A 13,795-nucleotide genomic window follows, 5' to 3' on the forward strand; every position below is an offset into this window, starting at 1 on the left:
TTTCCCCTCATGGCCTTCGGGCGGGGATCTGCAACAATGCTGCCTGCAATGGCAATAACTTGGCGCAACATTCGATGGATGCACAGAGCGTTAGCTCAGACATCCACAGACTTCTTTGGTTTGCCGGCCAAGGCGCACCGCAAGGCAGAATTCTTTTATCGAGACATGATACGGTCACTTCCTTTATGTCCGTCCGCCACCTGGCGGGCGCTCGGATGGACTGAAATTCGGGCTGTTTTGCGACGCATGGGGAAGATCGCAGACATAAGAGGCCTGTATTGTTGGCGCGCGGTCCATTCTGGACGTCTGTCATTCGCCTCCATGAGGGCGGGACCTCTTCATCCGCCTGTGGCAAGCACACCGCGGCGACTACCAGCCGATTTGGCACGTTCTGTCGAAAGGCCACCACGATGATGTGGGACAAGACCGAGATTACCGCCGGACAATCAGCTTTTGTCGAAAGGCGCCGGTGGCCTCGCATTTCCGAAGCTCCACTTTGCGGCCAGACCACAGATCTGCCAGAGCTCGCGTCGCTGCCATTTTCCACATCCAATGAGGCTCCCAGCCAGCAATTCCCAGCCTGGCAGAAGCATATGGCGCCGCTGATAGACGCTTATCTCCCCGAAAGCGCTCAGGCGGGGGATGGTTTCGTAGCAAGTCAAACCGTCTGGAATCTTGAAGGGGTGCTCTTCATCCAGCAACAAACGCCAGCCTTCAGCTACGAGCGCTCACCGGAGAAAGTGCGCTTCAGCGCCATAGACCATTGGCAAATCACCTTCCTGCGCACGGGCAAGACATGGACCAGCGTCAATGGGCATGTAGTCGAAAACGAGCCTGGCATGATGGAAATCCGGGCGCTTGGCTGCCCGTTTTACGGCCGCACCATAAGCGCGCAATCTGTCGCCCTCATTCTACCTTGCGATTTGTTTGCCGATCACGGCGGACTGCCTGGAGCAAGCAACAACATTGTCCTGGGGGGCTCACGCGTCAAGCTGCTGGCTGACTACATCGCTTTTCTCGAAGCAAACCTCGATCGTTTGACAAGGGACGATCTCCATAGTGTACGCAACCAGCTGCAAGAGATGATATTTCATAGCGTCACATCGCTGGTGGATGGCCATATGACCGGCGATCGCAGCTCCGAGATCGGACTGATGACGAAAGCTCGTCGCTTTATCCAGAGCAATCTCGGATCAGCAGACCTAACTCCGGAAGCGTTGAGCCGTGAATTGGCAATCTCCCGAACCAGGCTTTACGAACTGTTCCAGGCATCGGGTGGCGTCTTGAACTACGTGCGCAGAAGACGACTTCTGGCTGCACGCGCAGCACTTGCCGACGCGAGCAATGGTCAGAAAATTGCAGATATCGCCGGCAATCTCGGCTTCGAGTCTGCAGCCAACTTCAGCCGGGCCTTTACGCACGAATTCGGCTACAGCCCAAGCGAAGTCCGCAGGCATACCGGAGACTGCAAGATAGAGCATCTACCGCGGAAGACGGAAACATCCACTTTCAGCGACTGGCTTAATACGCTCGGGATTTGACCGGTATAAAACAATGCAGTGGTAAGGCAATTCCGATACAGTTCGGAGATTGCTGAAGACATATCAGCGGATCAATACGCACAGATAAAAAGATACATGCAACTCATCAATATTGGGCTATAGCGCCTGCTGCGATCACCGACATATCATCAGCTTTCAATCCGGCTGCGGTGAAGAGGTTGTTTCCCCCTCCGAAATCTCGCAGCCCAGCAAGAGTGGTTTGCCGAGGCCCGGGGCATCCTGCTTGCTCAGCAAAACAGCGACTGCCGCTGCTGCTATTTCCTGAATCGGCTGCTTCACGGTGGTCAGGCGTGGTGTTGTCATGCTTGCGAGCGGAATGCCGTCGAAACCGACGATGGAAAGGGCAGCCGGGATCGGGATTCCCAAATCGTGGGCTGCACGCATGCAGCCAATCGCCTGCTGGTCGGAACTTGCGAATATGGCGGTTGGGCGCTCGTGACGCGCGCGCGCGAGAAGATAGTTTCCGGCAGACCGGCCGCTTTCATAGTCGAAAGCCGCTTCCGCGATCAGCGGCGCTGCATTCTGCTCGCCATCGCAGGCGAGTTCCATCGCATCGAGATAGCCCTTGAGACGATCGTTGGCGGGGACGGAGTCTTTGGGACCAGAAATGAAGCCAATGCGGCGATGGCCAAGCTTCACAAGATGCTCGACGCCGAGGCGCACGCCACTGCGATGATCGGCAGCAATGCCGGAATACCCCGGCAGGAGGCGGTCGACGATGACGATCGGCAGCCCCTTCGGCAACTTGAGCGTATGGAAATCGTTGCTCGGAACAAGGATGATGCCATCCACCTTCCGACTTGTCAGCTGGCCGATCCGATCCGCCTCCTTGGCCGCATGGTCAAAAGAGGTCATGACGATGATGTTATAGCCATGTCGCGCTGCTGCTTGTTCCGCGGATTGGACGAGTTCCGAGAAGAAGGGATTGGTGAGGTCGGGAATGATGATGCCGATGAGACGACTGACCTTGCCGCGCATGCTTCTGGCAGAGGGGTCGGGCATATAACCGAGCTCCTCGATGACGCCCCTGACCCGCGCCCGCAATTCATCCGTAACGGAAGGATGATCATTCAAAACTCGTGAAACGGTCCCGGTGGAAACTCCCGCCAGCTTGGCAACGTCTCGAATTCCAACCTTTGGCATAACGGAACCAATATCCCTTCATTTCACCTTCCGAGACGCCCTGGATGCGCCTGATCCGGGCTCTCAGCTAATGATCTCTGCCGCCTTAGTCAAAGGCTTCATGTCAAGCCTATCCTCCGCCGCGCGAGAGCAAAGCTCGCGTCAAATGGAAACGGTTCATCATATCTATCTTCCCGGACTGGTAAAGTTACAATTTCAGCTGCCTTTCAGTCCGAAATTCGGCGCCTTGACAATTCTTGGCGGCATGCTACCCAATATGCGTGGAAACGGTTCATTGTCGCAGACAACTCAGGTGGAGCTGAGCCCAGGACCGTTCGGGAGGAGAGAAATGACCAATTCTACAAAGCATCAATCCGTCTTGATCAACGCAAAACGGCGTGCAGCGCTGAAGTTCGGGCTGGCCGGCACTCTCGTGCTTGCGCTGTCCTGCGGCGTCTCGCCTGCCTTTGCTGCAGGCAAGCCCAAGGTCGGGCTGATCATGAAATCCCTGTCCAATGAGTTCTTCAAGCAGATGAAGGCCGGCGCAGACAAGTATGCGGCCGAAAACAAGGACAAGTTCGACTTCAAGGCCGTCGGCATGAAGGACGAGCGTGACTTCGCCTCGCAGGTCGATGCCGTCGAGAACTTCGTGACGCAGAAATACGACATCATCGTCGTAGCGCCTGCCGATTCCAAGGCCATGGCGACGCCGCTTGCCAAGGCCGTGAAGGCCGGCGTGAAGGTCATCAACATTGACGTGCCGCTCGATGCCGACGCCAAGAAGGCGGCCGGCATCGATCTCGCCTTCTTCGGTCCCGACAACACGGCCGGCGCCAAGCTTGCCGGCGACGCGCTTGCCAAGGATCTGGGACCTGGCGCGAAGGTCGTGATTCTGGAGGGCAATCCAGAGGCCGACAATGCCAAGGAGCGCAAGGTCGGCTTCATGGACTCGATCAAGGCCGGCAAGCTCGATCTTCTCGACAGCAAGACCGCGCATTGGGAGACCGAGGAAGCCAATACCGTCATGACGAATTTCCTGACGAAATATAAGGATATTCAAGGCGTCATGGCCGCCAACGACTCCATGGCCCTCGGTGTGGTCAAGGCGCTTGACGCATCAGGCCAGGCAGGCAAGATCAAGGTTGTCGGCTTCGATAACATTCCGTCTGTCAAGCCATTGATCAAGGACGGCAAGATGCTGGCCACCGTCGAGCAATATGGTGCGGAAATGGCGGCCATGGGCATCAAGTACGGCCTTCGCGAATATGCCGGCGAAAAATTCACCGGCTGGGTCAAGACGGATGTAACGCTCGTCACCGCCAAGGATCTCAAATAGCCGATACTATCGGTCTTGCGGACAGGGATGCGTCGGCATTTTGCCGGCGCATCCGCTCCGCGATCGCTCTTCTTGCCGCCCGCTCAGGATCGAACTTTGAATCCTGCCAGACGGCGGCACAAGGGCGGCCACCCTCTCCAATTCGAAACAGAAACGCGCATGAGGTGGACGTGCCAGAGACAGTCGATGATGCCATCCTGAAGCTGGAAGGAATAGGCAAGCGCTTTCCGGGCGTCGTGGCGCTGAAGGATGTCTCGATAGAGATCGGCCGCGGCAGGGGTCACATACTTCTTGGCGAAAACGGCGCCGGAAAATCGACCCTGATCAATCTGCTTGGCGGCGTCTTCAAGCCGGACGACGGCCGCATCCTGTTTGACGGCGAAGCCTATCATCCATCCTCGCCGCTGGAGGCATTCAAGGCGGGCATCCGGGTTATCCACCAGGAACTGCATCCTCTTTCCAATCTCACCGTCGCCGAGAACCTGCTTTTTGAGCATCTGCCGCGCCGATACGGTCTGGTGAACTACAAGCAGATGAATGCCAGGGCGGCGGAACTGCTGGCCGAAGTCGGCCTCAACGTGGCACCGACGACGCTTGCCAGCAGCTTGAGCGTCGCCCAGCTTCAGCTCCTCGAGATCGCCAAGGCGCTCTCCAACGAAAGCAAGCTTCTGGTCCTCGATGAACCGACGGCGACCTTGACCTCCAAGGAAGTTGACCGTCTCTTTGAGATTCTGAAGCGGCTGAAGGCACGCGGCGTCACCACGCTCTACATATCGCACCGGCTCGAGGAGATCTTCGAGGTGGGCGACGACGTGACCATCCTGCGCGACGGACAGCACGTGATTACGCGGCCGCTCGAAGGGCTCGGCATTCCGAAAATCGTTGAACTCATGGTCGGGCGTAAACTCGCGAAGCACGACGCCTTCCGCGGCGACAGCACCATATCCGGCGAGGCGCTTGGCGTCTCCGGCCTGAAGGTGACGCGCCACAGCCCGGAGCTGTCATTTTCCGTCGCCAAGGGAGAAATCGTCGGCATTGCCGGGCTTGTTGGCAGCGGCCGCACCGAGGCGGTTCGCGCCATATTCGGCGCTGACGCCAAGGCTGCCGGCGAAATCCGTGTGGACGGCGAGGCGATCGATATCACGTCGCCGAAGGATGCGGTGGCCGCGGGACTGTGCCTGGCAACGGAAGACCGCAAGATTCAAGGGTTGATGCTCGACCTTAGCTGCGCCGAGAACACCACCATCACCGATCTTGGCAAGGTCTCCCGCAACGGCTTGATCATCCGCAAGCAGGAAGACGGCCATTCGCAACGCCTGGTGCGCGAACTCAGGATCAAGACACCATCCATCCATCAGGCCGTCAGGACCTTCTCAGGTGGCAACCAGCAAAAGGTGGTCATCGCCAAATGGCTGTTTCGCGGTCCCAAAGTGCTGATCTTCGACGAGCCGACGCGCGGCATCGATGTCGGTGCCAAGGCGGAAATCTACGAGCTTCTGTGGAAATTTGCCGCCGAGGGAAAAGGCGTTCTGGTCGTGTCTTCGGACCTGCCGGAGCTCATGAGCATTTGCCACCGCATCATCGTCTTCTCGGACGGCAAGATAGCCGGGGAAATAGCCCGGGAGCACTTTGACGAGAGCAGGATCCTCTCACTCGCTTACAAGGAGTACAGTCGTGTCCGGCAACATTGAAAAGACGACCGAGGCGAAAGAGGCCAGCGTCTGGGACAAGCTCATCCGGATCTCGATGAAAGAGGCCGGCGTCGCCATCGCTCTCGTCCTGATTTTGATCTTCTTCTCGCTGACGGCGCCGTATTTCGCGACGCCGGAGAATTTCCTGAAGATCTTCGTGCAGATCGCCATCAACACGGTGCTCGCCGCCGGCATGACCTTCGTCATCCTCACGGGCGGTATCGATCTTTCCGTCGGGTCACTGCTTGCCCTTTGCACAGTCATCGGCGCGACGATCATGATCGACCCGAGGTTTTCTCCGTGGCAGGCGATCGTTCTTGCTTCGCTCGCCTCGATGGGCGCCGGCGCGATCCTGGGTGCCATCAACGGATGGATCTGCGAGAAATGGAAACTTCCATCCTTCATCGTCACGCTCGGCATGCTCAACGTCGCAAGCGGCCTGGCGCGCGTCGTCAGCGACAACTCCACCATCACCGGCCTGCCGCAACCCTTTGTCGATTTCGGCAATCTGATCTTCTGGGGCGTCTTTCCGTCGATCTTCCTGATCGCAATCGTCGTCGTCCTCATCGGCTGGTTCGTGCTGCGCTACACGGTGTTCGGACGTTTCGTCTTCGCGATCGGGACGAACGAGGAGGCTGTCCGCCTGTCAGGGCATGAACCGAAGAGATACAAGATCGCAGTCTTCACCATTTCCGGACTGACCGCCGGCATTGCAGCCATGGTCTACCTGCTCCGTCTCAATGTCGGCAGCCCGGTTGCAGGCATCGGCTATGAACTGAACGCCATCGCAGCCGTCATCATCGGCGGCACCAGCCTTTCCGGCGGCAAGGGATCGATCATCGGAACGCTTGTTGGAGCCTGCATCCTGCAGGTGCTGTCCACGGGGCTGCAGCTACTCGGCGCCGACGACAACATCAAGCCGATCGTCATCGGCGCCGTCATCGTTCTGGCCGTCATTCTCGACAGCTATCGCGGCCGGCTGATGCGGATATTGGAGAGCCGCTGACGAGGCGGCTCTCCTGAGCAAGGCGGTAGTCCAACAGAGCCGAACTTTGCCGTCAGCTCCGCTGCAACTTCCAGGTCCGGATTTCGAACGGCATGATGTCGGCGGGGCCGGTGCGTTCGATCGGCTCTTCGAGGATGTTCAGCGGCCCCGATGTCTGCCATCCCGACGGCAGGGTCAGCGACAGGCGGCCGCGCCGGCCGGCTGGTTCGTAAAGCCTCAGGACAAGGCCCTCCCCTTCCTCGGCCGGCTTCAGGCCCGAAAAGGCGACCGGTATGCCTTCGATGCCGAGCGGCGACGAGGTGCCCGCCGCAAGGCCGCTAGCCTCGATGCTGACCAGCGGCTGATTGAGATCGATCGCCTCCGGCAGAACGCCACCTTCATACCAGGCGCCCTCATGTGGCATCAGCGCATAGGTGAAGCTCTGCTGACCTTCATCGGCAAGCGGATCGGGATAGATCGGCGAGCGCACGAGGCTCATGCCGAGGAGATTACCGCGGGCGCTGTGGCCGTATTTGGCGTTGTTGAGCAGGGCGACGCCGAAGCCGGGCTCGCTCAGATCGACAAAGCGGTGCGCCGCCGCCTCGAACATCGCCTGCTCCCAGGAGGTATTGGTATGCGTTTGCCGCTCGACGATACCGAAGGCGCATTCGAAAGTCGCGGTACGCGACCGCACGGCTACCGGGTTCAGGGTTCTGAGCAAAGTGCGCCGGTCGTGCCAGTCGATGGTCGTTTCGATATCCAGCCTGCGGGCATTGGCCGTCAGAACATAGAGCTGGGTCACGGTCGAGTGGCGATATCGATTGACGACGCGGATCGCGGCGCGATGCGGCCCCTCCTCGATCAGGGTAATGCTTTCCGGCTGATCGAGCCGGATGCCTTTCTCGGCATAATCGGCATCCACGTCCCAGGCATCCCAGTTGCGCGGCTTGTCTGCGGGATAGACCCAGAGCTGGTTGGCGGCCCCCTCGATCGCTTCCCGCCCGGTCGCCTTGTGAACAAGGCTTGATACCGCCCCATCCTTGTCGATGACAACGGACAGATGCTCGTTCTCGAGATGATGGGTATCGGCTTTGAGCCCACCGGCGGGCTTCAGCGCTTTGCGATCGAAAACCGCGACGGAAAGAGGCGCGACGGAATCGGCCGAAGCCAGGGCCGTTCCATCCGATAGGGTTGCGGTGAGCGGGCGCGGCGAAAGCGACGGGTTGACGACAACAAGCGCATCCGCAACACCGCCTGCCGGAAGATGGGCCGCCAGCACCTTCAAAGCCTTGGCCTGCTCTGCCTTGGCATTGCCGATCACGCCATCAAGTTCGCGCTCGGCATCGACATAGACCTCGCGGATACTGGACCCCGGCAAGATATCGTGAAACTCGTTCTTCAGAACGACCCGCCAATCCGCCTCGAGGCTTTGAGGTTTGGCAGCACCCAGCATATGGGCAAGCGAGGCCAACGTCTCCGCCGTGATCAGGGCGCGCTCGGCCTGGCGATGCTTGCGCTTGACGCCGCTTTGCGACGTCAGCGTCGCGCGGTGCAGTTCGAGGTAGATTTCGCCATCCCAGACCGGCAGCTGCTTTTGCGCCGCGGTGCGATGAGCCTTTTCATAATAGCCCTTTACCGTGCCCCAGCGTGCCCTGGGGATCGCAGGAAAGTCCCGCAACTGCACTTCGCGCTCGACCATCTCAGGCGTGACGCCGCCACCGCCGTCGCCATAGCCGACGGCCAGCAGCGATGTGTCGTGCTCTGTCTTGCCGCGAAAATTCTTCCACGTCGGCACGAAGCAATCCGGCTGCACGAAGCCGTTATATCCTTGCATGGGATTGTCGAACGTATGGGTCAGAACCTTGCTGCCGTCGAGCCCCTTCCACCAGAACAGGTCGGATGGAATATGATTGGTCTCGCTCCAGTTCACCTTGATCGTGAAGAAGCTGTCGATACCTCCGAGCCTGAGGATCTGCGGCAAGGCACCTGAAAATCCGAAGCAATCGGGCAGCCAGCAGACGCTATGGCGCAGACCGAAATGCTTTTCGAAAAAGCGCTGGCCATAGAGAACCTGGCGCACCAGGCTCTCGCCCGTGGGCATATTGGTATCGGGCTCGACCCACATGCCGCCGACGGTTTCCCACTTGCCATCGGCCACCTTCTTCTTGATCCGTTCCAGCAATTCCGGATCATCTTCCTCCATCTGCGCATAATAATGGGCAGTCGACTGGTTGAACCGGAAGTCGTCGGAGCGTTCCATCAGCGAAAGCGTGGTGTTGAAGGTGCGGCGCATCTTGCGGCGCGTCTCGCCATAGGGCCAAAGCCACGCCAGATCGATATGGGCATGGCCGGTCAACAACAGCTCGCCGTTTTGCGGAAAACGCTTCTGCAGCTCTTTCAGCTGCGCGAGCAGACGATCATAGGCAGCGGCCGCCGAGGCGCTCTGCGCTTCGTTGAGACCGGCTGGATTATCCTGAAGCTCCGGCAGCTCCCATATCTTCTGCTGCATCGCTGCGGTTGACGTGCGCGAGATATAGGCTGGCGTGTCCGAGGGCCAGTCCAGGCTGCGAAGCGCCTGTTCGGCCGCATCGATCAGATGCGGCACGACTTCGTGACCATCGAGGATATCGGCCGCCTCGCTGATCTGCTGCAACAGGAGATGCAACCTGTGGGCTGGTTCATCCAGCCAGATCAATCGCGCCTTGTTCAGCTTCGGTACCCTGTTCGGCTCTCCGAAGGGAAACCGCGCGACGCTCTCGGTTGCAATCGAGAATTCCCCGTGCTTGAGCGGAAACTCCTGGTGATAGGGGTCGAGCCCGAACGTCTCGGTATGGCCATCGGGATAACGCAGCGTCAACAGGCTCTCACCCCCAAGATCGAGCTGCAGGCGGGTCTGCTCAAGCGGCCAGTCTTGCGGCACCGTTGCCGTGGCAGCGAAGCGAACCGTTCCCTTGCGGTGCGGCCAATCCTGATGATGCGCAATAGGCTCCCCGTCAAACGTCCAGCCGTCGATCGTAAGGCTTTGCCTGTCGCGCCAATGCGCAAGCTCTGTAGTGCGGACTTTCAGGCGATCAAGGCGTTGGGCAATAGTGAGAGACATGGCGGGTCCTATCGGAAGATCGGCAACTGACGGCGGAGGAGAGAACATATCAGCGCAAACAGGTCGCAGGCCCTGCGTCCCATCTCCTCCAAGCGGATCGCATAGCCCGGTTTAGATTAAGTAACTTTGTTTTGGCGTCAAGCGCACAAGAAATAAGTTGCGAGAGTTTTGTCCGTGATACACAAGCGTGAAGGTACGCAAGGAAATCGGCTATGCGGTATCTTCGATCCGGGCCACGACGGCATCTGCCGGAGGAGACGGACGTTACGCGGGGTAAGACACTCGGTCTGCGGTCGGGAGAAATCGCCGACAGAAACATCCGCGTCATCCTGGAGGCAATCCGCCGCCACGGTCCCTTGACCCGCATGGAGCTCGGAAAGCATTCCGGACTGACCGGGCCGGGGATCACCAACATTCTGCGCCGGCTTGGCGATGAAGGGCTGGTGACGTCGCATCGGCGCAATGGCGCCGGCGGCGGTGCGACGTCAACGGAATTTGCACTGCGGCCCGAAGGAGCCTTCTCGCTCGGTGTCAGGGTTCGCCAGAGCCGCGGCGAAGCCGTACTGATCGACCTCAGTGGCCAGGTTCATGATCGCACCTATTTTCCGGTAGCGGCAAGGTCAAGAGTGGCCTCGGTTCTGTCAGTCGTCGAAGCCATGATGGCGCGTCACACCGGCGCGGCGATCATCGGCTTGGGAATAGGCTCGAATGACTGGAGCCCGGAAGAAAGCGACCAGCTGGATGCCGCATCGAAATTCCCGCGCAGCTATGTCGAGAACGAATGCACGGCAAGCCTGCTCGCCGAGCGCACGATCGGTACGCCAGCGCCGAAAGGCGGGCTCGCAATGATTATCATCGACGAGGATGTCCAGGCCGGCTTCCTCGTTCGCGGCATTCCCTACTCGGGCGTTCATGGACGCGCGGGCAATATCGGCGACATGCGCACCGGCCCCGACAATATCCGTCTGAACACGGTCGTCGGCTTCGATGCGCTGCGCAGATTGATGAGCGACGATGAATTCACACGCATTCTGGAGGGCGAAGAACCGGCTTCTCCGCTGCTGGCGCCGTGGATACGCGAGGCAGCAAGCCACCTTCTTGACCCGATCATCGCGATTGCCGGCTTCATTGCTCCAAGCGTCATCATGATCGGCGGCGACCTGCCGCGAGGCGTCATCGAGGCGCTGATCCATCAGCTTTCCGTCGAGCGCCGCGACACGTCGAAACGGCCCTTCCTGACGCCCTGGATTTCGCCGATGAAACCCGCAAGCTTCAGCGGTGGCGGCGTGGCGCTGGGGGCGGCACTGCTGCCTTTCCTCAACACCCTGCTGCCACCGGTTTCCGCCTGACCCACCGTCGCCGGTTCAGGCAAGCGCCTCGTCTTTATGGCTGGCATCCGAAGCCAGCGCCTTGTCCAGAACCTTCTGAATATTGGCTGCCCGGCGGAATGATGGCTCTTGCGTCTTGCCCGCTCTGACGGCCTGGACGAACCGCTGGTAGTTCGTCTCCACATCATCGAAGGGGATATCGCGCCATGTTGCCGTGTGAACATCTTCGCCAAGGCAGGCTCTAAGCGTCGACTTTCCCGTGTCGTAGATCATCTCGATCGAACCCGTCTCGCCATAGACCCTTAGACGCAGTTGATCCATCTGGCCGGCGGCGGTGCGCGTCGCTTGGATCGTGCCAATCGCTCCCGTCGTGAAGTCGACATTCATCGTGAAGCTGTCATTCGCATCGAGATCATATTCGCCGATCTTGTCACCCGGCGCCTTGTTGAAGGTCTTTAGCCGCGCAAAGACATGGGCGACGTCGAGCCCGGAGCCATAAGAGGCAAAGTCGACGATATGGATGCCGATATCGCCAAGCGCTCCGTTCGAACCGTGCTTCTTGCTGAGGCGCCACAGCCATTTGCTCTCCGACTTCCAGTCTCCCCAATGCCTGCCGACAAGCCAGCTCTGCAGATGAGAGGCTTCGACATGCCTCACCTCGCCGATCTCGCCGGCAAGCACCATTTGCCGACCTTTTTGCAAGGCCGGCGAATTGCGGTAGGTGAAATTCACCATGCCGACCTTACCGGCCTTTTCTATCGCCTCGGTCATTTCCATTGCCTTGATCGCGTCGGTCGCAAGCGGCTTTTCGCAGAAGACATGCTTGCCAGCCGCAATTGCCAGCAGCGTCGTCGCGTGGTGAACCGCGTCGGGAGTCACATTGGCGACGGCATCGAATTCGCCCCAGGCGAGCGCTTCTTGGAGCGAGCTGAAATGATTGGGAATGCCGTGTTCCGAGCAAAAGGCGGCCAATCGCTCGGGCACGACGTCAACGCCGCCTACGACGCTGACACCCTCGATCTCCTTGAAACTTGCCGCATGCTTGTTGGCCATTCCGCCAGTGCCGAGAATGAGTAGGCGCATCTGATCCTCCATAGATGTCCGGTTCGGCCAGCATCCGCCAGCCATGGCAAAACCCCGCCGCCCATCACGGATGCCCGCAATGGCTCGACTATTATGCGATCGGGAAATGCGGCTTGAGGCCGCTAGCTGCTGTTGAATGTCGCCAGCATCTCAATCCTCCCGAGCTGCGACTTGACATCAAACCAAAGTAACTTAATCTAATTAATGCAGCATGGAAATGAGGAGAGGTCAACTGGCCACCATGCTGTATCCGTTCAAAATGGGGAGGAGACCCATCATGAAGAGAGCGTTCGTCAGCGCGCTAGCGCTGAGCACAATGTTGTTTTCAGTGCCTGCCGCATTTGCCCAAGAACTGGCGACAAAGGACAGGATCGGCCTTGCCGACGCGCCGAAAACACTCACTGTCCGGCTCACGAACGACAGCCAGAACAATGCCGATCCGGCGATCGCACAGGGCTATCAGAAGCTCTTCGTCGACTTCATCAAGAAACATCCCGACTGGAAGCTGCAGATGCAGTTCATGTCCGCGGATATCGGCACGGAGCAAGCGAAAATGCTTGAACAGGCCAAGGCCGGCAACGCTCCGGATTGCGCCGCCGTCGACTCCTTCGTCTTGTCGCAGTTCATGGTCAACCATGTGCTTGCCGATTTCACGCCCTATTTCTCGAAAGACGAAATCGCCGACCTCTTCCCCTTCATCCGCAACGGCATCACCGACAAGGACCAGACCATCCGTGCCTGGTGGTGGGATACCGACCTTCGCGTGCTCTATCGCAACAAGTCCATCGTTCCCGACGCGCCGCAGACCTGGAATGATCTGAAGAAGGCTGGTATCGCTTCCGTCAAGGAAGGGATGGAAGGCATCCTCTTCAACGCCGGCCGCTACGAGGGCTCAACCTTCGACTGGCTCGCCAATTATTGGGCGCTCGGCGGCAAGCTCGTCGACGATAGCGGCAAGCCCGTCTTCGGCGAAGGTGAAAACAAGGAAAAATTCCTCAAGGCGCTCACTTATTACAAGGATCTTGTCAATTCCGGCGCCGCGCCCAAGCGTGTGACCACCATCGGCAACTATGACGACCTGAATGCTGCTGCGGCCGCAGGAACCACGGCGCTCTTCATCGGCGGCAACTGGCAGCTTGCGCAATTGAAGGCAACACTGGATGCGGACGAGTTCGCCAACTGGACCTTCTCGCCGATCCCCGGCCCGACGGCCGATCAGCGCTCCACCGGCACCGGCGGCTGGACGATCGCTTCCTTCAGCAAGGACAAGGACAAGGTCGAGATGTGCGCAAACCTTGCCCGCGACATCTATATGGGGCCGGGCAACGCGCTGCAGCAGCAATTGCCGACGCGCAAGTCGCTCTTCGACAAGTATGAGGTCTTTGCGACCGAAGCCAACAAGACCTTCGCGCAGGCGCTCGCCAATGGCCAGGCCCGTCCGGGCGCCTCGATCTATCCGGAAATCTCCAACCAGATCCAGATCATGATGGGTGACGTCCTGTCAGGAACCAAGCAGCCAGAAGAGGCCTTGAACGCAGCATTCAAGGCGACGATGGAGGCTTACAAGCGTCTCTAACGATTGTGATCG

At 59.2% G+C, this 13,795-nt stretch carries 9 protein-coding genes; 6 read left to right on the forward strand and 3 right to left on the reverse strand.

Annotation, left to right across the window (positions count from 1 at the left end; genetic code table 11):
- Positions 1-410 precede the first annotated feature (410 nt).
- Positions 411-1,541 (forward strand): helix-turn-helix domain-containing protein, encoded by a 1,131-nt coding sequence (locus AC13Q5_RS28940; protein WP_488504014.1) that lies wholly within the window; start codon positions 411-413, stop codon positions 1,539-1,541.
- 156 nt (positions 1,542-1,697) lie between these two features.
- Here the strand turns inward: AC13Q5_RS28940 and AC13Q5_RS28945 are convergent, their stop codons facing one another.
- The gene (locus AC13Q5_RS28945; protein ID WP_075855026.1) at positions 1,698-2,705 is read right to left on the reverse strand and encodes a LacI family DNA-binding transcriptional regulator; all 1,008 of its coding nucleotides are present in this window, start codon (positions 2,703-2,705) and stop codon (positions 1,698-1,700) included.
- A 328-nt stretch (positions 2,706-3,033) separates the two neighbouring features.
- On the opposite strand from AC13Q5_RS28945, the gene AC13Q5_RS28950 reads away from it, so the two are divergent.
- The 3 genes from AC13Q5_RS28950 to AC13Q5_RS28960 all read left to right on the forward strand — a co-directional run bounded on the left by AC13Q5_RS28950 (position 3,034) and on the right by AC13Q5_RS28960 (position 6,717).
- Positions 3,034-4,020: a substrate-binding domain-containing protein gene (locus AC13Q5_RS28950; RefSeq protein ID WP_488504015.1), complete on the forward strand. Its 987-nt coding sequence runs from the start codon at positions 3,034-3,036 to the stop codon at positions 4,018-4,020.
- 164 nt (positions 4,021-4,184) lie between these two features.
- Positions 4,185-5,711, forward strand: coding sequence for a sugar ABC transporter ATP-binding protein (locus AC13Q5_RS28955; protein ID WP_488504016.1), 1,527 nt, complete (start codon positions 4,185-4,187; stop codon positions 5,709-5,711).
- On the forward strand, positions 5,695-6,717 hold the full coding sequence (locus AC13Q5_RS28960) for an ABC transporter permease (RefSeq protein ID WP_075855029.1): 1,023 nt from the start codon (positions 5,695-5,697) through the stop codon (positions 6,715-6,717). The genes AC13Q5_RS28955 and AC13Q5_RS28960 overlap by 17 nt, the downstream gene beginning before the upstream one ends.
- Before the next feature lie 52 nt (positions 6,718-6,769).
- Here AC13Q5_RS28960 and AC13Q5_RS28965 read toward each other — a convergent pair whose 3' ends face one another.
- On the reverse strand, positions 6,770-9,796 hold the full coding sequence (locus tag AC13Q5_RS28965; RefSeq protein WP_488504017.1) for an alpha-mannosidase: 3,027 nt from the start codon (positions 9,794-9,796) through the stop codon (positions 6,770-6,772).
- Positions 9,797-10,008: 212 nt separating this feature from the next.
- Between AC13Q5_RS28965 and AC13Q5_RS28970 the strand changes: the two genes are divergently transcribed.
- On the forward strand, positions 10,009-11,145 hold the full coding sequence (locus AC13Q5_RS28970; RefSeq protein ID WP_488504018.1) for an ROK family protein: 1,137 nt from the start codon (positions 10,009-10,011) through the stop codon (positions 11,143-11,145).
- Between the two features lie 15 nt (positions 11,146-11,160).
- Here AC13Q5_RS28970 and AC13Q5_RS28975 read toward each other — a convergent pair whose 3' ends face one another.
- A complete protein-coding gene (locus AC13Q5_RS28975; RefSeq protein ID WP_075855031.1) occupies positions 11,161-12,207 on the reverse strand; it encodes a Gfo/Idh/MocA family protein in 1,047 nt (348 codons plus the stop codon).
- Positions 12,208-12,484: 277 nt separating this feature from the next.
- Here AC13Q5_RS28975 and AC13Q5_RS28980 point away from each other — a divergent pair, with 277 nt between their 5' ends.
- Positions 12,485-13,783 carry a type 2 periplasmic-binding domain-containing protein gene (locus AC13Q5_RS28980; protein WP_488504019.1) on the forward strand — a complete coding sequence of 433 codons (1,299 nt, stop codon included), beginning with the start codon at positions 12,485-12,487 and terminating at the stop codon, positions 13,781-13,783.
- Positions 13,784-13,795 lie beyond the last annotated feature (12 nt).

This window comes from Martinezella sp. CNPSo 3964, from assembly GCF_057784375.1.

Bases quoted from the DNA above. Each gene is read 5' to 3' on its own strand.
- AC13Q5_RS28940 (WP_488504014.1), top strand. From the start codon at position 411: ATGATGTGGGACAAGACCGAGATTACCGCCGGACAATCAGCTTTTGTC.
- AC13Q5_RS28945 (WP_075855026.1), bottom strand. From the start codon at position 2,705: ATGCCAAAGGTTGGAATTCGAGACGTTGCCAAGCTGGCGGGAGTTTCC.
- AC13Q5_RS28950 (WP_488504015.1), top strand. From the start codon at position 3,034: ATGACCAATTCTACAAAGCATCAATCCGTCTTGATCAACGCAAAACGG.
- AC13Q5_RS28965 (WP_488504017.1), bottom strand. From the start codon at position 9,796: ATGTCTCTCACTATTGCCCAACGCCTTGATCGCCTGAAAGTCCGCACT.
- AC13Q5_RS28970 (WP_488504018.1), top strand. From the start codon at position 10,009: ATGCGGTATCTTCGATCCGGGCCACGACGGCATCTGCCGGAGGAGACG.
- AC13Q5_RS28975 (WP_075855031.1), bottom strand. From the start codon at position 12,207: ATGCGCCTACTCATTCTCGGCACTGGCGGAATGGCCAACAAGCATGCG.
- AC13Q5_RS28980 (WP_488504019.1), top strand. From the start codon at position 12,485: ATGAAGAGAGCGTTCGTCAGCGCGCTAGCGCTGAGCACAATGTTGTTT.